Below are 24,379 nucleotides of genomic sequence, written 5' to 3' on the forward strand. Positions count from 1 at the left end.
TGCCTGTACTCCTTGCCGAAACGGTCGGGTCGTTGCCGGGCCGGGTCACTCGAACCCCTGGTCGACGAGCGAGAACAGCTCGTCGTCGGTGGCCGACTGCACGTCCGAGACGTCGGCGGCGACGTCCGAACCGGCGGCGGGGGTGGTCTCTTCCGGCGGGGTACAGCGGGACAGCAGCCGGCGCAGCCGCTCGGCCACTCGGTCGCGGGCCTCGACCCCGATCAGGGCCGCGTCCAACTCGGTTTCCAGTCGGTCGAGTTCGGCCAGCAGCGGGCCGGCCGGGGAGGCTGCCTCGGCGAGCCGCCCGTTCAGGTGGCGGGCCAGGCTCCGGGGGGTCGGGAAGTCGAAGACCAGGGTCGAGCGCAGGCCGACCCCGGTGCCGCGGCTCAGCCGGTTGCGCAGCTCCACGGCGGTGAGCGAGTCGAACCCGACCTCCTTGAAGGCCCGTTCGGGTCCGATCTCCGAGGTGCCGGGGTGCCCGAGCACGGCCGCCGCCTGGGTCCGGACCAGGCCGACCAGTTCCCGCTCACGTTCGTCCTCGGACAACGCCGCCAACCGGCGGAGCAGCAGTTCCCCATCGGCGGCGGGCTCGGCGGGTGGCGGTGACGGATGTCCGTTCCGGGCCCGCAAGCGGTCGCGCAGCAGCGGCCCACCCGATCCGTTCCGCACGTCCCGCCCGCCGCCGGCCAAACGCAGCTGGTCGGCCGAGATCGGCCGCACGGTCAGCGACTCGATCGAGGCGACCACGCGCCCCGCCTCGTCCGTCGCCCGCAGCGCCACCGCGTCCTCGCCCGCAGGCACCGCCGACACCCGCAGCCGGCTTGCGCCCGGCGCGAACAGCCGTACCCCGTGCCACGAGAAGGCCACCCGAATCTCGTCGGGGTCGGCCCGCTCGGGATCCACCCGCAGGGTCTGTACGCCCGCGTCGAGCAGCGCCGGATGCACACCGAACCGATGCGCGTCCCGCTCCTCCTCGGCCGTCAGCCCGACCTCGGCGAACAACTCCTCGCCGCGCCGCCACGCGGCCCGCATCCCGCGAAACGCCGGTCCGTAGTCGACCCCGGATTCCGCCAACCGGGCATAGAAGTCGCCCACGTCGATCGGCTCGGCCCCCGCCGGTGGCCAGGAATGCGCGTCGGTGCCGCCGCAGTCGCCGCCGTCCACGCCGAGTGTCCCGACGGCATGCCGGGTCCACGCCTCGTCGGCCGGCCCGTCCTCCGACCGGGAGTACACCGCGACCGCCCGCCCGCCGCCGGCATCGGGCCCGTCCACGGTGACCTGTACCTGAACCCCGCCGCTCTCGGGCAACACCAACGGCGTGTGCAGCGTCAGTTCCTCCACGGCCGCACATCCGACCTCGGCCCCGACCCACAGCGCCAGCTCCACAAACAGGGTGCCGGGCACGATCATCGAGCCGAGGACCACGTGATCCGCGAGCCACGGATGGGTCGCCCCCGCCAATCGCCCGGTGAACAACCGCCCCCGCCCGTCCGCCGGGCTGACCGCCGCGCCGAGTAGCGGATGCCCGACCGGGGTCAACCCGAGTCCGCCCGGATCCCCCGGCCGTACCCCCTCGTCCAGCCAGTAGCGCCGGCGCTGGAAGGCATAGGTCGGCAGTTCGACGCGCGGCCCCGACAACAACCCGGCCCAGTCCACCGACAACCCGCGCCCGAACGCCGCGGACAACGCGGCGACCAGCCGATCGGGTCCGCCCTCACCCCGGCGCAGCGTCTCCAACACCGCACCTTCCGCGCCCAGTCCCTCCACGGTGTCACCGATCGGCACCACCAGGCCCGGATGCGGACTGCACTCGACGAACACCGCGTGCCCGTCCGCGACCGCCGCACCGACCGCCGTCTCCAACTCGACCGTGCGGCGCAGATTCTCGAACCAGTACGCCCCACCGAGCAGCGCCGGATCGGTGACCAGCGCACCGGTCAGCGTCGAGTACATCGGCACCCGGCCCGGTCGTGGCGTCACCTCCGCCGACAACCGCTCGACCTCGTCCCGGACCTCGTCCATCCACGCCGAGTGCGACGCGTAGTCCACCGGGATCCACCGCGCCCGCACACCGTCGCGCTCACCCTCGGCGACCACCACGGCCAGCGCCTCGACATCGCCCGAAAGCACCACGCTGCCCGGCCCGTTCACCGCAGCCAACGACAACCGCTCGTCACCGGCCACCAGTTCACGAGCCCGCTCGGCGGACACCCCCACCGACACCATCCCGCCACCCGAAGCCGCAACCCCACGCAACGCCCGACTCCGCAGCACCACGACCCGCACCGCATCCTCCAGCGACAGGAAACCCGCGACATGCGCAGCCGCGATCTCCCCCTGCGAATGCCCGATCACCGCACCCGGCCGCACCCCACACGACTCCCACCACCGCGCCAAACCCACCATCACCGCAAACAACACCGGCTGGACCACATCCACCCGCTCCAACACCTCGGCCGACCCATCGCGCAGTACGTCGAGCAGCGACCAATCGCTCGACAACGGATCCATCACCGCCGCGCACTCGGCCATCGCGTCCGCGAACACCGAGCTGGTGACCAGGAGTTCGGCCGCCATCCCGACCCACTGTGATCCCTGCCCCGGGAACACGAACACCGGATCCGCGCCCGCCCCGGCCGGACCACCGAGCGCCGCCGCCGTTTCACCTCGTGCCAACTCGTCAAGCCCGGCGGCCAGTTGCGCCGTATCCCGGCCCCGCAGCACCGCGCGGTGGTCGAACGCCGTGCGGCCCACGATCAACGACCTGGCCACGCCGGCCGGGTCGATCTCCGGATACTCGGCGACCCAGTCGCGCAACCGAGCCGCCTGCGCCCGCAATCCGGCCTCGGACCGCGCCGAGACCACCCAGGGCAACACCCCGCCGACCCCCGGCGCGTCCGGCGCCACGACCGCCTGCACCGTCTCCGCCGCCTCCCGAGGCGCCTCCTCAAGCACCACGTGCACATTCGTCCCGCTGATTCCGAACGACGAGACGCCGGCCCGACGCACCCGCTCCCCCTCGGGCCACGGCCGCTCCTGGGCCAACAACTCGACGCGGCCGGCCGACCAATCCACGTGCGGCGTGGGCGCATCCACGTGCAACGTGCGCGGCAACATCCCGTGCCGCAGCGCCAGCACCATCTTGATCACCCCCGCGACGCCCGCCGCCGCCTGGGTGTGCCCGATATTCGACTTCACCGACCCCAACCACAACGGCCGATCCACCGCCCGATCCCGCCCATACGTCGCCAACAACGCCTGCGCCTCGATCGGATCACCCAATGTCGTGCCGGTCCCGTGCGCCTCCACCGCGTCCACATCCGCCGCCACCAGGCCGGCGCTCGCCAACGCCCCACGGATCACCCGCTGTTGGGCCGGCCCATTGGGCGCGGTCAGCCCGTTCGACGCGCCGTCCTGGTTCACCGCCGAACCACGCACCACCGCCAACACCGGATGGCCGTTGCGCCGCGCATCCGACAACCGCTCGACCAGGAGCAGGCCGATGCCCTCGGCCGCGCCCATCCCGTCCGCGCCCGCCGCGAACGCCTTGCACCGGCCGTCCGGCGACAGGCCACGCTGCCGGGAGAACTCGACGAAGAACTCGGTCGTCGCCATCGCCGTCACCCCGCCGGCCAGAGCCAGGTCACACTCCCCGGACCGCAGCGCCTGCATCGCGAGATGCAGCGCGACCAGCGAGGACGAGCACGCGGTGTCGATGCTGACCGCCGGCCCCTCCAGGCCCAGCACATACGACACCCGGCCGGACGCGATACTCGCCGAACTGCCGTAGCCGAGATATCCCTCGACCTCGTCCGGCACGTCGTGCAGCCGCGAGCCGTAGTCGTTGTCGATCACCCCGGCGAACACCCCGGTCCGGCTGCCGCGCAGCGAGGTCGGATCGATGCCCGCCCGCTCGAACGTCTCCCACGCGGTTTCCAGCAGCAGCCGCTGTTGCGGGTCCATCGCCAACGCCTCACGCGGCGAGATCCCGAAGAACTCGGCGTCGAAGTCGCCGATTCCGTAGAGGAATCCGCCCGAGGCGACATAACTCTTCCCGGGCCGCTCCGGGTCCGGGTCGAACAAACCCGCCAGGTCCCAGCCGCGATCCACCGGGAAGTCCCCGATCGCATCGCCGCCCGCCGCAAGCAGCCGCCACAGTTCCTCCGGCGAGGCCACTCCGCCCGGAAACCGGCAGCCCATCCCGACGATCACGATCGGGTCGTCGGCCGCCGCGACCGGCGCCCCGGCCACCGCCACGGAGGCACCGACCGTTGTCTCCGCCGACCGGCCGACCAGCTCGCCGACCAGGAATCCGGCCAGGCCGGCCGGTGTCGGGTAGTCGAAGACCAGCGTCGACGGCAACCGCAGACCCGTCGCGCCGTTCAGTCGGTTGCGCAGTTCCACACCGGTCAGCGAGTCGAACCCCAGCTCCTTGAACGCACGGGTGGCCGCCACCGCCGCCGCCGAGTCGTGGCCCAGGGCGCCCGCCGCCTCGGTGCGCACCACGTCGAGCACCGCCTGCTGCCGCTCGGCCGGGGACAGCCCGGCCAGCCGCCGGGCCAGTGCCGGTCCGGCCGCACCGGTCGCCGCCCGCCGCGTGCCGGTCCCGAGGAGTTCCCGGAACAGCGCGGGCCGCGTCGCCGCGTCGGCCCGCATCGCCGGGATGTCCAGGTGGGCCGGCACCAAGCCGGCATCGGGCAGCCCCAGGGCGAGGTCGAACAGGCGCAGCGCCTCGTCGGCCGGCATCGCCAGCGCACCGGTCCGCGCCCAGCGGGCCAGGTCGGCCTCGTCCAGTCGCCCGCCCATGCCCTGCGTACCCGCCCACAGACCCCAGGCCAGCGACACGGCCGGCAGGCCGAGGGCCCGGCGGTGCTGGGCCAGTCCGTCCAGGAACGCGTTGGCCGCCGCGTAGCCGCCCTGGCCCGGTCCGCCGAAGGTGGTGGCCCCCGAGGAGAACAGCACGAATGCGGTCAGCTCCGCGTCCCGGGTCAGTTCGTGCAGGTACAGCGCGCCGTCCGCCTTGGGCCGCAGTGCGTGGTCGATCAGTTCGTCGGTCAGGTTGGCGATCGTGGCGTCGGCCACCACGCCGGCGGTATGGATCACCGCGGTCAGCGCATGCTCGGCCGGGATCCGGGCCAACTCGTGGGCGAGCGCGTCCCGATCGCCCAGGTCGCAGGCTACGAGCCGGACCTGTGCGCCCTGCTCGGTCAGTGCGGCGACCAACTCGGTCGCGCCAGGTGCGGCGGCACCGCGCCGGGACAGCAGCAACAACCGCCGAACTCCGTGCTCGGCGACCAGATGCCGAGCCACCAGCGCCCCCAGGCCACCGGTGGCGCCGGTGACCAACACGGTCCCGTCGGGGGCGAACCCGACCGGCTCCCGGTACACCCCGGAGGGAACCATCCGCGCCAATCGAGGCACCCGCAGATCGCCCGCCCTGACCGCGAGTTGCGGCTCGGTCGAGGCCACGATCGTGGGCCAGACCGCCGCCGAGGCGGGCTCCCGGTCCAGGTCGACGAGCGTGTACCGCCCCGGATGCTCGGACTGGGCCGACCGCAGCAGCCCCCACACCGCAGCCGCCGCGAGGTCGGAGACGGCTTCCTCGGCCTCGACGGCAAGCGCGCCGGACGTGACCACGATCAGCCGCGTGTCCGCGCACCGGGAATCACCGAGCAACTCCCGCGTCACCGCCAACACATCCGCCAACACCCGCCGGGTACGCCCGACCGGTGCGTCCGAATCCTCCGGTACGCCGATCACCACCACGTCGACCCCGGCCGCAGCCGCCGCACTCGGGCTCCCGTACACCGGCACATCCGGATGCGCCACAGCCAATCGCGCCACCGCACCGGATCCGACAGGACCGGCGAACGCCCAACGCGGCACGGCACCGCCACCCACGTCCGCCGCCGAGTCCCGCCACTCCACCCGGAACAACGAGTCACGCCGGGGCACACCCGCCGGCCGCAGCAACTCCGCCGAAACCGGACGCACCGTCAGCGCTCGGATCACGCCGATCGTCCGACCACCGTCATCGGTCAACCGCAACGACACCGTGTCCTCGCCCGCCGGCGCCAACCACACCCGCAGCCGCGTCGCGCCCGACCCGAACCGTCGAACCCCACGCCAGGAAAAGGCGATCCGGGCCTGATCGACCGACCCCGACCCCGATCCCGAGTCCGACGCCACGCCCAGCGCATGCACCGCCGCATCGAGCAGGGCCGGGTGCAGGTCGAAGCCCTCGGCGTCGGGGCGTGCCTCGTCGGCGAGTTCGACCTCCGCGAACAACTCGCCCGCCCGCCGCCACAGGGCTCGCAGGCCCTGGAAGGTGGGACCGTACTCGAACCCGGCCGAGGCCAGTCGGTCATACGCCTCGGCGACATCCACCGGCTCGCTGCCCGCCGGCGGCCAGATCGGCGATTCCGGGCCCGGTTCGTCGACGTCCACATCGCCGGTCAGCATCCCGGTGGCATGCCGCGTCCACGGTTCGTCCGACGGCGCGTCCTCGGGCCGCGAGTGGATCGCCACCGCACGAGTGCCGGCCGGGTCGGGCGAGCCGACGGTCACCTGCACCCGGACGCCGAGGGCATCGGGCAGCACCAGTGGGGCATGCAGGGTCAGTTCCTCGATCGCCGCACAGCCGACCGCGTCCCCGGCACGCAGCGCCAGGTCGACGAATACCGTGCCCGGCACGATCACCGAGCCGAGCACCACATGTTCGGCCAGCCAGGTATGCGAGGCCGCCGACAACCGCCCGGTGAACACCGTCCCGGCCGCACCGGCCAGATCGACCCCGGCACCCAACACCGGATGTGCCACCGCGAACTGCCCCCAGCCCACCCCGCCGGCGGCCGTCGTCGGCTCGGCCCAGTGCCGGCGCCGCTGGAACGCGTAGGTCGGCAACTCGACCCGCCGGCCCGGCAACATCCCGGCCCAGTCCACCGGCAGGCCGCGCACAAACGCCGCCGACAATGCGGCAAGCAGCCGATCGGGGCCACCCGCACCCCGCCGGAGCGTCTCCAGGACCACGCCGTGCGGAACGTCGAGGCCCTCCAGCGTGTCACCGATCGGCACCACCAGGCCCGGATGCGGACTGCACTCGACGAACACCGCATGCCCGTCCGCGACCGCCGCACCGACCGCCGTCTCCAACTCGACCGTGCGGCGCAGATTCTCGAACCAGTACGCCCCACCGAGCAGCGCCGGATCAGTGACCTGCGCACCGGTGAGCGTCGAGTACATCGGCACCCGACCGGTCTGCGGCGCGACGTCTGCCAACAGCCGCTCGATCTCGTCCCGTACGACCTCCATCCGCGCCGAGTGCGACGCGTAGTCCACCGGGATCCACCGCGCCCGCACACCGTCGCGCTCACCCTCGGCCACCACCACGGCCAGCGCCTCGACATCGCCCGAAAGCACCACACTTCCCGGCCCGTTCACCGCAGCCAACGACAACCGCTCGTCATCCGCCACCAGTTCACGAGCCCGCTCGGCGGACACCCCCACCGACACCATCCCGCCACCCGACGCCGCAACCCCACGCAACGCCCGACTCCGCAGCACCACGATCCGTACGGCGTCCTCCAGCGACAGGAACCCGGCGACATGCGCGGCGGCGATCTCCCCCTGCGAATGCCCGATCACCGCACCCGGCCGCACCCCACACGACTCCCACCACCGCGCCAAACCCACCATCACCGCAAACAACACCGGCTGGACCACATCCACCCGCTCCGCCGACTCCCCGCCCTCGCCGCGCAACACCTCAAGGAGCGACCAATCCGCCACCAACGGATCCAGCGCTGCCGCACACTCGGCCATCGCATCCGCGAACACCGGGCAGGTGTCCAGCAGTTCCGCCGCCATTCCCACCCACTGCGACCCCTGCCCGGGAAATACGAACACCGGACCCGTCGCCGCGACGGCACCGATCGTCGGCGGGCCGTCGACCACGTCGGCGGCGGCCAACTCCGCGACCGCACGGCCCAGTTCCGTCGCGTTTCGCCCCCGGACCACCGCCCGGTGGTCGAGCGCCGCCCGGCCCGTCGCCAACGACCAGCCCACGTCGATCGGATCGGCGTCCGGGTGCGCGGCCAGCCAGTCCCGCAACCGCGTCGCCTGGGCCCGCAGACCGGCCCCGGAGCGCGCCGACAACACCCACGGCAACACGCCGCCGAGTCCCGGGGCGACTGTCGGGGGCACGGGATCCGGTGTGTCGGGACCCTGTTCCAGGATCACGTGCGCGTTCGTCCCGCTGATCCCGAACGACGACACCGCCGCCCGCCGCGCCCGCTCGGTCTCCGGCCACGGCCGCTCGTCGGTCAACAATTCGACCCGGCCGGACGTCCAATCCACGTGCGGCGTCGGCGCGTCCACGTGCAACGTGCGCGGCAACACCCCGTGCCGCAGCGCCGACACCATCTTGATCACGCCCGCGACCCCGGCCGCCGCCTGGGTGTGCCCGATGTTCGACTTCACCGATCCCAGCCACAACGGTCGATCCGCCGCCCGATCCTGCCCATACGTCGCCAACAACGCCTGCGCCTCGATCGGATCACCCAGCGCCGTGCCGGTCCCGTGCGCCTCCACCGCATCCACGTCCGCCGCCGTCAGGCCCGCGTTGCGCAGCGCTTCGCGGATCACCCGCTGCTGGGACGGGCCGTTCGGCGCGGTCAGGCCGTTCGACGCGCCGTCCTGGTTCACCGCCGAACCGCGCACCACGGCAAGGACCGGATGGCCATTGCGCCGCGCGTCCGACAACCGCTCGATCAGCAGCAGGCCGACCCCTTCGGCCGCGCCCATCCCGTCCGCGCCCGCCGCGAACGCCTTGCACCGGCCGTCCGGCGACAGGCCGCGCTGCCGGGAGAACTCGACAAAGAAGTCCGGCGTGGACATCGCCGTCACGCCACCCGCCAGGGCCAGATCACACTCCCCGGACCGCAGCGCGTTCGCCGCCAGATGCAGTGCCACCAGCGACGACGAGCACGCCGTATCCACCGTCACCGCCGGCCCCTCCAGGCCGAACGTGTAGGCCACCCGACCCGACGCGACGCTGGCCGCGTTCCCGGTCAGGAGGTGGCCCTCCAGACCGGCGGGCATCCGGGATCCGGTGGGCGCGTAGTCGTGTCCGCTCATCCCGGCGAAGACGCCGGTTCGGCTGCCGCGCAGCGAGGTGGGATCGATGCCGGCCTGTTCGAATGTCTCCCACGCGGTTTCCAGCAGAAGCCGCTGCTGTGGATCCATCGCCAGCGCCTCGCGCGGCGAGATGCCGAAGAACTCGGCGTCGAACTCGGCCGCGCCGGCCAGGAATCCGCCGGTCCGGACATAGCTCTTGCCGGCCCGTTCGGGATCGGGATCGAACAACGACTCGACGTCCCAGCCGCGATCGGTCGGGAAGGCGCCGACCGTGTCCCCGCCGGCCGTCACCAGGTCCCACAACTGCGCCGCCGAGCCGACCCCGCCCGGGAAGCGGCAGCCCATCCCCACGATCACCACGGGATCCGCGGTGGTCGGCAACGCGACACCGGCGGCCGTGGGCGCTCCGGTGGGCGCCGCCCCGACCACCTCGGTGACCAGGAACCCGGCCAGCGCGAGCGGTGTCGGGAAGTCGAAGACCAGTGTCGACGGCAGTCGCGAACCGATCGCCCCGGCCAGCCGGTTGCGCAGTTCCACGCCCGTCAGCGAGTCGAAGCCGAGGTCGCGGAAACCGGCCTCGGCCCGGACCGCCTCGGTCGAGTCGTGGCCGAGCACCACGGCCGCCTCGGCCCGGACCAGACGCAGCGCCAGGCCCAGCCGCTCGGGCGGCGTGGCGGCGGCCAGTCGGCGGGCCCACGGCAGCGCGCCGGTCCCCGCCGACCGCGCCCGGTCGGGCGCCGTGCCGACCAGGTCGCGCAGCAGCGGATGTACGGGCTGCGTCGCGGCCTGGGCGCGCAGTGTGGGCAGGTCCAGGCGAGCCGGGATCAGCGCGGCCTCGTCCGCCTGCCAGGCCGCGTCGAACAGGGCCAGGCCCTGGGCGGTCGGGATGGGCGCCAGGCCGGCCCGGGCCAGCCGCTTCAGCTCGCCGGCGCCCAGGTGTTCGGTCAGCCCGCTGCGTTCGGCCCACAGGCCCCAGGCGAGCGCCGTGGTCGGGATGCCCCGGGACCGCTGCTGCCGGGCGAAGCCGTCCAGGAACGCGTTCGCCGCCGCGTATCCGGCCTGGCCGGCCACGCCGAGTACGCCGGCCACCGAGGAGAACAGCACGAACGCGGACAGGTCCGCGTCCCGGGTCAGTTCGCCCAGGTTGATCGCGGCATCCACCTTGGCCCGCAGTACGTGGTCGACCCGGTCGGGGGTGAGCGCGTCCAGCGGCGCGTCGTCGAGCGTGCCGGCGGCGTGGATGACTGCGGTGAGCGGGTGTTCGGCGGGGATCGCGGCCAACACCCGGGCCATCCCCGGGCGATCCGCCGCGTCGACGGCCACGATCGCCGTCCGGGCGCCCGACTCGGCCAGTTCGGCGATGAGTTCGTCGGAACCCGGCGCCTGCGCACCGGAGCGGCTGGTCAGCAGCAGCCGACGCACCCCCCAGCGGGTGACCAGGTGCCGGGCCAGCCGGCGGCCCAGGGTCCCGGTGCCGCCGGTGATCAACACCGTGCCGTCGGCCGCGAGCGGTTGCGGCAGGGTCAGCACCACCTTGCCCACGTGCCGGGCCCGGCCCAGGAAGCGGAACGCGTCGCGGGCCCGGCGGATGTCCCAGGTGCGGATCGGCAGCGGGTGCAGGGCGCCACGCTCGAACAGGTCGACCAGTTCGGCGAACAGTTCGGCGATCCGGTCCGGTCCGGCCTCGATCAGGTCGAAGGCCCGATAGTGCACGTCGGCCGGAATGCCGTCGGTGCGGATGTCGGTCTTGCCCATCTCGACGAACCGGCCGCCCCCGGGCAGCAGACGCAGCGAGGCGTCCACGAACTCACCCGTGAGCGAGTTCAGCACCACGTCCACCCCACGGCCCTCGGTGGCCCGCGCGAAGCGCTGCTCGAAGGCCAGGTCCCGGGACGAGGCGAGTCGCTCGTCCGGGATGCCGAGCCCGCGGACGGTGGCCCACTTGGCCGGGCTCGCGGTCGCGTACACCTCGGCACCCCAGTGCCGGGCCAGTTGCACGGCGGCCATCCCGACCCCGCCCGAGGCGGCGTGTACCAGGACGGATTCGCCGGACCGCAGCCCGGCCAGGTCGCGCAGCCCGTAGAGCGCGGTCAGGAACACCACCGGCACCGATGCGGCCCGGGCAAACGACCAGCCGGCCGGAATCCGGGCCAACATCCGCCGATCCGCGACCGCGACCGGTCCGAACGCACCGTCGAACAGGCCCATCACCCGGTCGCCCGGAGTCAACGTCTCGACGTCCGGCGCGACCTCGATCACCACGCCGGCCGCCTCCGCGCCGATCACCGCCCGGCCCGGATACATGCCCAGCGTGATCAGCACATCGCGGAAGTTGACCCCCGCCGCCCGCACCGCGACCCGTACCTGCCCGGGAGCCAGCGGCGCGCGGGCCGGCGGATAGGGCGTCACCGCGAGGTCGTCCAGGGTGCCGGCCGCCCCGGACTCGAGCCGCCACGGGTCCGCCGAGGTCGGCGCGGGTGGCGTCAACTCGGGCTCGGTGTGCGCCAATCGGGGCACCAATGGCACGCCGTCCCGAATCGCCGTCTGTGGCAGGCCGGTTGCCAGCGCGGCGGGCAACGCCCCGACCGAGCCGGGGTGGTCGAGGTCGACCAGCACGAACCGCCCCGGATACTCGGTCTGGGCGACCCGGACCAGTCCCCAGATCGCCGCGTGCGCCGGGGCGGTGACCTCGTCCTGCGCATCGGTGTCGACCGCGCCGTGGGTGAGGATCACCAGGCGCGACTCGGCGAACCGTTCCTCGGCCGCCCAAGACCGCAGCACGTCCAGCACCGCGTGCACCGCACCGGCCACCTCGGCGGGCGCTTCGCCGACCACCGGCGGGCACTCGAACAGGACCACCTCCGGCGCCGGTTGGGCCGGGTCGATCGCGGCAGGATCGGCATACTCGGCGAGCCGAACCCCGGTCGCCGCGAGCGCCACGCCCGACGCCGAATCGCCGAGCACCGCCCAGCGCGGGTCCGGGCCGGGGGCGGGCTCCGGGGCCGCCTCCCAGAGCAGCCGATACAGCCACTCGCGTCCCGGGTCACCGGCCGGTGCCAACTGCTCGGCGGCCACCGGCCGCAGCGCCAACGACGCGACATCGAGCACCGGCCGGCCCGCGTCGTCGGCGATCTCGACCGACAGCGCCGCAGACCCGATCCGCCGCAGCCGAACCCGCAATACGGCCGAGCCGGTGCCGTGCAGTGCCACGCCGGTCCAGGCGAACGGCAGCAGTGTCGTCCCCGACTCGGCGACCGCGTCGGCGGCGGCCACGTGCAACGCGGCGTCCAGCAGCGCCGGATGCAGCTCGAAGCCGTGCGCGTCCCGGCCGGCCTCCTCGGGCAGCGCGACCTCGGCGAAGAACTCGCCGCCGGCACCCCGCCACGCGGCCCGCAGCCCCCGGAAGATCGGCCCGTACCGGTAGCCGTGCTCGGTGAGCCGGTCGTAGACGGCGGCCGGATCGACCACCTCGGCCTCCGTCGGCGGCCAGTCGGCCCAGGCCCGCGGCCCGGCCGACGCGGCGGGCGGGTTGGTCCCGAGCGCGCCGGTGGCATGCCGGGTCCAAGATTGCTCGGCGGGTGCGTGCTCCGGCCGGGAGTGGATCTCCAGCATCCGCTGCCCGGCCGAATCGACCGCGCCGACCGTGACCTGGAGCCGGACACCGGCGTCCTCGGGCAACACCAGCGGCGCCTGCAAGGTCAGTTCGTCCACGATCGGCGCGCCGACCTCGGCGCCGACCCACGCCGCCAGCTCCACGAGCGCCGTGCCCGGCACGAGCACCGAGCCGAACACCGCGTGGTCCACGAGCCACCCATGGGTGGCCGCGCTCAATCGCCCGGTGTACAGCAGATCCCCACCGCGCGCCGAGCCGACCGCCGCGCCGAGCAGCGGGTGGTCGACCGCGACGAGCCCCAACCCGGCCGGATCGCCCGCCTGTTGCCCGTCGAGCAGCCAATAGTGGCGACGCTGGAAGGCATACGTCGGCAGTGCCACGTGCCGCCCCGGCAGCAGCCCGGCCCAGTCCACCGGGACACCGGCCACAAACGCCGCCGAGAGCGCGGCGACCAGCCGATCGGAGCCACCCTCGTCCCGCCGCAGGGTCTCCAACACCACGCCGTTGGAGCCGAGTTCCGCCAACGTGTCACCGATCGGCACCACCAGACCGGGGTGCGGACTGCACTCGACGAACACCGCGTGCCCGCCCGCGACCGCCGCACCGACCGCCGTCTCCAACTCCACGGTCCGGCGCAGATTCTCGAACCAGTACGCCCCACCGAGCTCGGCCGGATCGGCGACCAACGCCCCGCCGACCGTCGAGTACATCGGCACCCGACCATCGAGCGGCTCGACCCCGGCCAACGCCCGGGCCAACTCGTCCCGAACCACGTCCATCCGCGCCGAGTGCGACGCGTAGTCGACCGGGATCCACCGGGCCCGCACACCATCGTGCTCGCACCCGGCCACCACGTCGGCCAGTGCCTCGGTGTCGCCCGAAAGCACCACACTCCAAGGCCCGTTCACCGCCGCCAGGGACAGCCGTTCGTCACCCGAGACCAACTCCCGGGCCCGCTCGGCGGACACCCCGATCGACACCATCCCGCCGCCGCCCGACCGCGCGATCTCCCGAAGCGCCCGACTCCGCAGCACCACGATCCGAACCGCGTCCGCCAACGAAAGGAACCCGGCGACATGCGCAGCCGCGATCTCCCCCTGCGAATGACCGATCACCGCACCCGGCCGCACCCCGACCGACTCCCACCACCGGGCCAGCCCCACCATCACCGCAAACAACACCGGCTGCACGACGTCCACCCGCTCCAACAGCGCGGGGGACCCACCGGCCAACACCTCGAGCAGCGACCAGTCCGCCACCAACGGATCCAGCAGCGCCGCACACTCCGCCACCGCAGCCGCGAACACCGGGCAGGTGTCGAGGAGTTCCGCCGCCATCCCCACCCACTGCGACCCCTGCCCCGGGAACACGAACACCGGACCGACACCCGAGAGCATCGGTCGGCCATCCGTCTCGGCGGTCCCGGCAGTCTCTGAGGCCGCCAACTCCGCCAATCCGGCGGTGAGTTCGGGAAGATCGCGACCACTCACCACGGCCCGCCGCTCGAACACCGACCGCTCCCGGGCCAGCGACCACCCCACATCGACCGGGTCGACGTCCGGGTGCGCGGCCACCCACTCCCGCAACCGCGCCGCCTGCGCCCGCAGGCCGGCCCCGGACCGTGCCGACAACACCCACGGCAGCACGCCGCCGACTCCGGGAACGACCGTCGCACGCACGGGATCCGGCGCGTCCGGACCCTGCTCCAGAATCACGTGCGCGTTCGTCCCGCTGATCCCGAACGAGGACACCGCCGCCCGCCGCACCCGGCCCACCTCGGGCCACGCCCGGCGCTCCGCCAGCAGTTCGACCCGGCCTGCGGTCCAATCCACATGCGGCGACGGCGCGTCCAGGTGCAACGTCTCGGGCAGTACGCCGTGCCGCATCGCCAGGACCATCTTGATGATTCCGGCGACCCCGGCGGCGGCCTGAGTGTGTCCGATGTTGGACTTGATCGAACCCAGCCACAGCGGCCGATCCGCCGCCCGATCCTGCCCGTAGGTCGCCGACAACGCCTGCGCCTCGATCGGATCGCCCAACGTGGTGCCGGTCCCGTGTGCCTCCACCGCGTCCACATCCGCCGCCGTCAGGCCCGCGTTGCGCAGCGCTTCGCGGATCACCCGCTCCTGGGACGGGCCGTTCGGCGCGGTCAGACCGTTGGAGGCGCCGTCCTGGTTGACCGCCGAACCCCGCAGCACCGCCAACACAGGGTGTCCGTTGCGCCGCGCGTCGGACAGCCGTTCGACCACCAACAGGCCGACGCCCTCCCCCCATCCGGTGCCATCCGCCGCCGCCGCGAACGGCTTGCACCGGCCGTCCGCCGACAAACCGCGCTGCCGGGAGAACTCGACGAAGACGTTCGGTGTCGACATCACCGTCACGCCGCCGGCCAGGGCCAGGTCACACTCCCCCGAGCGCAGCGCGTTCGCCGCCAGGTGTAAAGCCACCAAGGACGACGAGCACGCGGTGTCCACGCTGACCGCGGGACCCTCCAGGCCCAGCGCGTAGGACACCCGACCGGACACGACACTGCCCACGTTGCCGGCCAGCAACAGCCCCTCGAAGCCGTCGGGGGCGCGGCGTAGCCGGGTGGCGTAGTCGTTGTACATCACGCCGGCGAATACGCCGGTCCGGCTGCCGCGCAGCGACCTCGGATCCAGGCCCGCGTGCTCGAACGCCTCCCACGAGGTCTCCAGGAGCAGCCGCTGCTGCGGGTCCATCGCCGCCGCCTCGCGCGGCGAGATGCCGAAGAACTCGGCGTCGAACTCGCCGGACGGGTAGAGGAATCCGCCCTGGCGGGTGTACACCTTGCCCACCTTCGCCGGGTCCGGGTCGTAGAGGTTCGCCAGGTCCCATCCTCGGTCGCCCGGGAAGTCGCCGACGGCGTCGGTACCGGACTCGACCAGTCGCCACAGGTCGTCGGGGCCGGCCACGCCGCCCGGATAGCGGCAGCCGATCCCGACGATGGCGATCGGTTCGTCGGTGGCCACTGCCGAAGCCGTACTCACCACCGCCCGGGCCGGTTCGGCGCCGACCACGTCGCGCGTCATCCGGGCCACCAGGGCGGTTCCGGTGGGGTGGTCGAAGACGACGGTCGCGGGCAGCCGCAGGCCGGTGAACGCGTTGATCCGGTTGCGCAGTTCGAGGGCGGTCAGCGAGTCGACGCCCAGTTCGCGAAACGCCCGTTCCAGGTCCAGCTGTTCGGGTTCGTCGTGGCCCAACACGGCGGCGAGTTGCCCGCGCACCAGGTCGGTGAGGGCCCGCTGTCGCTGCTCGGCCGGGAGTTCGCGGATTCGCCGGGTCCACGAGGGCACGTCGTCCGCTCCGGTCGGCGTCGCGGCGCGTCGTGGCGGGGTGGGTACCAGGCCACGCAGTACGGCCGGCACCAGGCCGGTCGCGGCGGGGGTACGCAGGGCGCGCCGGTCCAGTCGGGCCGGGATGGTGTACGGCCGGTCCCGGTCCAACGCGGCGTCGAACAGGGCGAGTCCGGTATCGGTGGCCAGCGCCGCGACGCCGGCTCGGGTCATCCGGGCCCGGTCGGTGTCGTCCAGGTGCCGGGTCATCCCGCTGCCCTGCGCCCACAATCCCCAGGCCAGCGCGTTGGCGGGCAGCCCGGCGGCGCGGCGGTGTGCGGCGAGGGCGTCGAGGAAGGTGTTGGCGGCCGTGTAGGCACCCTGGCCGGCGTTGCCGGTGATCGCGGTGATCGAGGAGAACAGCACGAATGCGGCCGGGTTCGCCTGCCGGGTGAGTTCGTGCAGATGCCAGGCCGCATCCGCCTTGGGCCGCAGTACCGCGTCGAGCCGGTCCGGGGTCAACGATTGCAGCGTGCCGTCGTCCAACACGCCGGCGGTGTGCACCACGATGGTCGGCGGGTGCTCGGCGGGGATGCCGGCGAGCACCTCACCCAGCGCCTCCCGGTCGGCCACGTCGCACGCGGCGATCCGCACCCGGGCGCCGAGCGCGGTGAGTTCGGCCGTCAGGGCCTGCGCGCCGGTGGCGTCGCGACCCGCGCGGCTGAGCAGCAGCAGGTGCCGGATGCCGTGTTCGGTGACCAGTCGGCGGGCGATCAGGGCGCCCAGCGTGCCGGTGCCGCCGGTGATCAGCGCGGTCCCGTCCGGGTCGAGCGGCCGACGGGTGGTCGGGGTGTCGGTCCCGGCGGGCGGGTCGGTGGCGGGCACGACGCGGGGCAGCAGCACGGTGCCGTCGCGCAGCGCGAGTTGGGCCTCGCCGCCGAGGGCCGCGCCGAGCAGCGCGGGGCCGGAGCGGGCCGGGTCGTCCAGGTCGATCAGGACGAATCGGTCCGGGTGTTCGGATTGTGCGGTACGCAGCAGGCCCCAGACGGGCGCGGCGGCCAGGTCCGGGACCAGATCGCCGGGCCGCGCGGCGACCGCGCCACGGGTGACCACGACCAGCCTCGACTCGACCGGCCGATCGCCGGCCAACCACCGCCGCACCAGGTCCAGGGCCCACCGGGCACTGTCGTGGGCGGCCGACAACACGTCGCCGTCGGTCCGGGTGGGCACGGCGGCGAACACCAGTTCGGGCGAGGGCGCATCGCTGGCGTCGAGATCGGCCAGGCTCGCGTACACCTCGGCGCCGCCCGACCCGAAGTCGTCGCCGATGAACGCGTGGCCGGGCACGGTACGCCCGGGGCGGGCCGAGCCGGTGAGCCAGCGCAGGTCGAACATGGCCCCGCGCGCGCCGGAGTCCGCCGAGACGAGTCGATCGGCGGGCAGTTCGCGCAGCGTCAGCGCGCCGATCGACAACACCGGCGCGCCGAGGCCGTCGGCAACGGCCAGTGCCGTGGCCCCGTCGGCGGTCGGCCGCAGCCGAACCCGAAGTGTGGTCGCCCCGGTGGCGTACAGCCGCACGTCGGCCAGTGCGAACGGGATGCGCGGGCCCTCGGCGGATCGCTCCGCGCCGGTCAGCAGCGGGTGCAGCGCCGCGTCCAGGAGCGCGGGATGGATCCGGAACTCCGGGTCGGTCGGGTCGTTTTCGCGCAGTTCGTCGGGGAGCCGGACCTCGGCGTAGAGGTCGCCCCCGGAGCCACGCCATGCCGCCCGCAGGCCCCGGAAGGCCGGGCCGTAGCCGTAGCCCAGCCCGGCCAGCGTCGGGTACGCGTCGGCAAGCTCGACCGGGGTCGCGCCGGCCGGCGGCCAGACGGCGAACTCGGGCGATTCGAAGGCGGGTTCCTCGACCGTCGAATCCGCGAGCACGCCACCCGCGTGCCGAACCCAGGTCGGCCGGTTCCCGTCTCCCCCGCCGCTTCGGGAGTGGATCGTCACCGCTCGCTTGCCGGCCTGGTCGGCCGCGGCCACCGCGACTCGTACGTGTATCTCGCCCGGGTCGGGCAGGACGAGCGGGGTTTCCAGGGTCAGTTCGTCCAGGTACGGCACACCGGCCGCCTCGCCCACCCGCAGGGCCAGGTCCAGGAACGCGGTGCCGGGCAACACCACGGTGTCCGCGACGGCGTGATCGGCCAGCCACGGCCGGGTCGCCAGGGACAGCCGGCCGGTCGCGATCAGCGTGCCGTCGGGGTCCACCGCCACGGCGTCGAGGAGCGGATGCACGATCGGCTCCAGGCCCGGATCGTCCGCCCCACCGGCCACCGGTCGGGGCGGCGTGAGCCAGTAGTGGCGGCGCTGGAAGGCGTAGGTGGGCAGTGCGATGGTGCGGACGCCGCGCTCGGGGGCGGCGAACAGCGCGTCGGCGTCGGGGCGGGCGCCGTGCACGATCGCCTCGGCCACGGAGCGCGCGAACCGGTCCCGGCCGCCGTGGTCGCGGGCCAGGGTGCCGATCGCGATGCCGCCGGTGCCGCACGCGTCCAGCGTCTCCTGGGTGCCGATCTTGAGCACGGGGTGCGGGCCGACCTCGACGAAGAGCCGGTAGCCGTCCTCGTTCAGGGCCCGAACGGCCGGTTCGAAGCGGACCGTTCGGCGCAGGTTGCGATACCAGTAGTCGGCGTCGAGGACGCCGGTATCGGCCAGTCGGCCACCGGTGAGGGTGGAGTAGAACGCAATCGAGGCGGTGCGCGGGGTCAGGTCGGCCAGCTCGGTCCGGAGCCGGTCCCGAATGCCCTCGATGTGCGCGGAGTGCGACGCGTAGTCGACCGGGATCCGCCGGGCCCGCAGGTCGTCCGCCGCGCAGCGGGCCAGGAACGTGTCCAGCGCCTCGGTGTCGCCGGAGACGACCGTGGCGCTGGGCCCGTTGACGGCGGCCACGCCCAGCCGGCCGGCCCAGGGCGCGAGCAGCGCGGCCACCTGTTCGGCGGGCAGCGGTACCGAGGCCATGCCACCGCTGCCGGCCACCGCGACCAGGGCCCGGCTGCGCAGCGCGACCACCTTGGCGGCGTCGGCCAGGGACAACGCACCCGCGACGTACGCGGCGGCGATCTCGCCCTGCGAGTGGCCGACCACGGCCTGCGGTTCGATGCCGACCGAGCGCCACAGCTCGGCCAGCGAGACCATCACCGCGAACAGCGCGGGTTGCACGATGTCGACGCGCGTCAACCCCGGCACGCCGGGTTCACGCAGCACGTCGAGGAGATCCCAGTCCACATGCGGCGCCAGCGCCTGGGCACACGCGCGCATCGACGCCGCGAACGGCGGTGCGGTGTCCAGGAGTTCCAGCGCCATTCCGGGCCACTGGGTGCCCTGCCCGGGGAAGACGAACACGGTCGCGCCGCGTCCCGAGGCCTGGGCGCGGACCAGCTCGGCGGCGGGCTCCCCGGCGGCGAGCGCGGTCAACCCGAGCCGGGCATCGGCGCCCGTACGGGCCAGCACCACGGCCGTGTGTTCGAACCCGCTCCGGCTCCGCAACAGCGAATACCCGAGGTCCCGCACGTCCGGCGCGTCGTCCCGCGCCAACACCCGAACCAGCCGGTCGGCCTGGCCCCGCAGTGCGGCCTCGCTGCGCCCGGAGACAACCAGCGGCACCACATCGAGCCCGCGGGCCGGGCCGGACCGCTCGGCAGCGGGCTCCCCCGCCTCCGCGCCGGCCGCGACCGTGCCGCCGCCCGCCCCGGAAACATCGACCCGATCGGCGCCGAACTCGGCCAGCGGATCCTCGGCGAGCCGCAACGCCACCTCGTCCGGCGCCTGTTCGACGATCACATGTGCGTTCGTCCCGCTGATCCCGAACGACGACACGGCGGCCCGGCGCGGGCGGTCGGTCGTGGGCCAGGGTGTGGTGGCCGTCGGCAGCGTGATCGCACCGTCCGTCCAGCGCACGTGTGGGGACGGTTCGCGCAGGTGCGGGGTGCCGGGCACGGCGCCGTGGCGCAGCGCGAGCACCGTCTTGATCAGCCCGGCCACACCGGCGGCGGCCTGTGTGTGACCGATGTTGGCCTTCAGCGAGCCGAGCAGCAGCGGCCGGTCGGCCGCGCGGTCCCGGCCGTATGTCGCGAGCAGCGCGTGTGCCTCGATCGGGTCGCCGAGCGGTGTCCCGGTGCCGTGCGCCTCGACCACGTCGACGTCCTCGGGCCCAAGCCCGGCGGCGGCCAGGGCGTCCCGGATCACCCGTTGTTGCGCGGCCCCATTGGGCGCGCTGAGGCCGTTGCTGGCCCCGTCCTGGTTGATCGCGGAGCCGCGCAGCAGCGCGAGCACCGGGTGTCCGTTCCGGCGCGCGTCGGACAGTCGTTCGAGGACGACCATGCCGACGCCCTCGGCCCACGCCGTACCGTCCGCGTCCGCCGAGAACGGTTTGCACCGACCGTCGGGGGCCAGCCCGCGCTGCCGGGCGAACTCGACGAACATCCCGGGCCCGGCCATCACGGTGGCGCCGCCGGCCAGCGCGAGGGTGCATTCCCCGCTCGCCAACGAGCGGGCCGCCAGGTGGATCGCCACCAGCGAGGACGAGCACGCGGTGTCCACCGTCAGCGCGGGCCCTTCGAGCCCGAGCGTGTAGGCGATCCGTCCCGACGCCACACTCGTGGTGTTGCCGGTGAGCAGGAACCCCGCGAAGCCGTCGGTGGATTCGTGCATCCGCGGCCCGTACTCCTGCGCGGTGGCGCCGACGAACACGCCCACCGGATCGCCGCGCAGCGCCGTCGGGTCCAGGCCGGCCCGCTCCAGTGCCTCCCACGAGGTCTCCAGGAGCAACCGCTGCTGGGGATCCATGGCCAGTGCCTCACGCGGGCTGATCCCGAAGAACTCGGCGTCGAACTCGCCCGCCCCGGCCAGGAATCCGCCCGCCCGTACGTAGCTCGCACCCGGCCGGTCCGGATCCGCGTGGAAAAGCCGGTCCAGGTCCCAGCCCCGATCGGTCGGGAACGGGGTGATCGCGTCCACCCCGTCCGCCGCGAGCCGCCACAGGTCCTCGGGGGAGCACACCTCGCCGGGCAGTCGGCAGCCCATCGCCACGATGGCGATCGGCTCGTCGGCGCCGGCCGCGACCGGCGCCGGCCGGGCGGCCCGCGGCGCGGGCAGGTCGAGCAGGCGCACCCGCAGGTGTTCGGCCAGTGCGGCGGGTGTCGGGTGGTCGAAGACGGTGGTCGCGGGCAGATCCAGGCCGATCTCCCGGGCCAGCCGGGAGATCAGTTCGACCGCGCCCAGCGAGTCCAGGCCGGATGCGCGGTAGGTGCGCTCGGGTTCGATCACGGTCGTCGCGCCGGGCCCGAGGGCGGCCGTCGCGTGTGCCCGGACCAGGTCGAGCAACACCCGCCGCTGCTCGGCCGCGGCCAGTCCGGCGAGCCGCTCCGCCCACGCCGGCGGCCGAACCTCCGACCCCGGCGCGACCTGGATCGCCGCGCCCGGCCAGTAGCGCTCGCGCTGGAACGCGTACGTCGGCAGCACCACCCGCCGCGCCTGCCGGCCCTCGAACACCCGCTCCCAGTCCGGGTCCACACCTTCGACGTACAGCCGGCCCACCGCGGCCGTGAGCGTGTCGTCCTCGGACCGGTCGGCCCGCAGGGTCGGGATCGTCGCCACGTCGTCCCGCTCGGCGCCGGCCAGGCAGTCCCGGGCCAGTGCGGACAGGCTGCCGTCCGGGCCCAGTTCCACCAGGATCGTTACGCCGTCCGCGCGCAGCCGCCGGACACCGTCGTGGAAACGCACCGTCCGGCGGACCTGCTCGACCCAGTAGTCCGGGGAGCCCGCCTCCTCGGCGGTCAGCGGTCGTCCGGTCACGTTGGACACGACGGGGATCGTCGGTGCCCGATGGGCGAGTTGCCGGGCCACGTCGGCGAACGCCGCCGTCATCGGGTCCATCCGCGGCGAGTGGAACGCGTGCCCCACCCGCAGCCGGGTGACCTTGCGACCGCGGTCCCGCCATCCGGCGGCCACGTCCAGGACCGCGTCCTCGTCCCCGGAAATCACCGTGGCCAGCGGCCCGTTGACCGCGGCGATCGAGACCCGGTCACCAACCTGCTCCAGGGAGGCGAGCACCTCGTCCTCGGCCACCCGCAGCGACACCATCGCCCCACCGCCGGGCAGCGCCTGCATGAGCCGCCCCCGAGCCGCGACCAGGGCACACGCGTCCGGCAGCGACCACACGCCGGCCACATAGGCCGCGCACAGTTCGCCGATCGAGTGCCCGAGCAGCAGATCCGGTGTCACCCCCCAGTGCGTGAACAGCCGGTACAGCGCCGACTCCACCGCGAACAGCGCGGGTTGGGTGTACTCGGTGCGCTGTACCAGCGCCGCGTCCGGGGTGTCGGCCGCCGCGAACAGCACGTCGCGCAGCGGCCGTTCCAGATGCGCGTCCATCCCGTCGCAGACCGCGTCGAGGGCCGCCGCGAACACCGGGTGCCGGGCGTACAGTTCGCGGCCCATCCCGGGTCGCTGGCTGCCCTGCCCGGTGAACAGGAAGGCGGTCCGCCCGGGCCGGGCGTCGGTGCGCAGCACTTTCGGGTCGAGCCCGGATCCGCGCAACGTGTCGAGTCCGGCGAGGAGTTCGGGGTGATCGTGGGCGAGTACGACCGCGCGGGTGTCGAAGGTGGTCCGGGTGGTGGCCGCCGAATAGCCCAGGTCCAGCGCGGCGGCGTCCGGATGGTGCCGCAGGTGCGCATGCAGACGCGCGGCCTGGTCGCGAAGCGCCTCGGGCGTGGCACCGGACACCGGAACGAGCACCGCGCCCGGGCCGATCGACGGCACCGGCTCGGCCACGGGCTCCGGCGGCGAAGTCGGCAACGCCGGCATTGCGAGCAATGCGGGCAATGCGGGCAATGGGGGCAACGCCGGCGAAGTCGCCGACGTCGACTCGACCCGGTCGCCCACGAGCGGCGCCTGCGCCACCACCACATGGCAGTTCGTTCCGCCCATCCCGAACGAACTCACCCCGGCGATCAACGGCTGGTCCGGCCGAGGCCAGTCCCCCGCGACGTCCTGCACCCGCAACCGCAGTTCGGCGAGCGGGATGTCCGGGTTCGGCGTCGCGAAGTTCAGGCTGGCCGGCAGCCGCCGATGGCCGATCGCCAGCACCGTCTTGAGCAGCCCGACGATGCCCGCCGCGCCCTCCAGGTGGCCGATGTTGGTCTTCACCGAGCCGACGGCCAACGCCGGTTCCTCGACCGGCCGGTCCGCGCCCAGTGCCGCACCCAGCGCGGCGGCCTCGATCGGATCGCCGACGGGGGTGCCGGTGCCGTGCAGTTCGACGTATTGCACGGCGCTCGCGGTGATCCCGGCCCGCCGGCAGGCCAGTCGGATCACCTCGGCCTGGGCCTGCGGATCGGGGGCGGTGAGCCCCGCGCCGCCACCGTCGTTGTTCATCGCGCTGCCGCGGATCACGCCGTACACCACGTGGCCCTCGGCCAGTGCCCGGGACAGCGGTGCCAGTACCAGTACCGCGCCGCCCTCGCCGCGTACGTAGCCGTTGGCGCGGGCGTCGAACGTGAAGCAGCGCCCGTCGGGCGACAGACCGCCGAACTTGGCCGCGTCGCCGTCCTGGTCGGGTACCAGGTCGAGGTTGACCCCGCCGACCAGGGCCACTGCGCACTCGCCCCGACGCAGACTCTCGCCGGCCAGGTGTACCGCGACCAGCGACGAGGACTGCGCCGCGTCCACGGTCATGCTCGGTCCGCGCAGGCCCAGCGTGTACGAGACCCGGTTGGCGATCATGCTGCGATGCAGGCCGGTGGCGTACCGGGGGCCGGCCGCGACCCCGGCCCGGCGCAGCAGTGTGGCGTAGTCGTCCCAGATCGCGCCGGCGAACACTCCGGTTCCGCTGCCTCGGAGCCGGGCCGGCGGCAGGCCCGCGTGTTCCAGTGCCTCCCAGCACAGTTCGAGCATCAGCCGCTGCTGGGGATCGATCAGCGTGGCCTCGCCCGGCGTGATGCCGAAGAACGCCGGGTCGAACCGGTCCACCGCGTCGAGGAATCCGCCCCTGCGCGGTCCGCGCGCCGTTCGGGCGCCGGCCTCGATCGGGTTAACGCGCTGCCGCGGCACCTCGGTGATCGTGTCCCGCCCGGCGCACAGCAGATCCCAGAACTCGGCCGGCCCGTCGGCCCCGGGGACCCGACACGACATGCCGACGATCGCCACGGCGTCTTCCGGGTTCGGGCGCGCGGGATGGCCGTCGATGTCGAACTCAGTCATTCCCCGCTCCATGACCTGCATACGTTGGGTACACGGATGAACACGGATCAACACACTGGGGTAACGGGTCGACAGGACGCAAGAGACGAATTCCGGCCCA

1 protein-coding gene is annotated in these 24,379 nt (G+C 73.7%); it reads right to left on the reverse strand.

Annotation, left to right across the window (positions count from 1 at the left end; translation table 11 throughout):
• Positions 1–45 precede the first annotated feature (45 nt).
• Positions 46–24,279 carry an SDR family NAD(P)-dependent oxidoreductase gene (locus ABIA38_RS05505; RefSeq protein ID WP_424637267.1) on the reverse strand — a complete coding sequence of 8,078 codons (24,234 nt, stop codon included), beginning with the start codon at positions 24,277–24,279 and terminating at the stop codon, positions 46–48.
• Between the last annotated feature and the right edge of the window lie 100 nt (positions 24,280–24,379).

It is taken from the genome of Embleya sp. AB8, from assembly GCF_049739465.1.
Classification (GTDB): Bacteria; Actinomycetota; Actinomycetes; order Streptomycetales; family Streptomycetaceae; genus Embleya.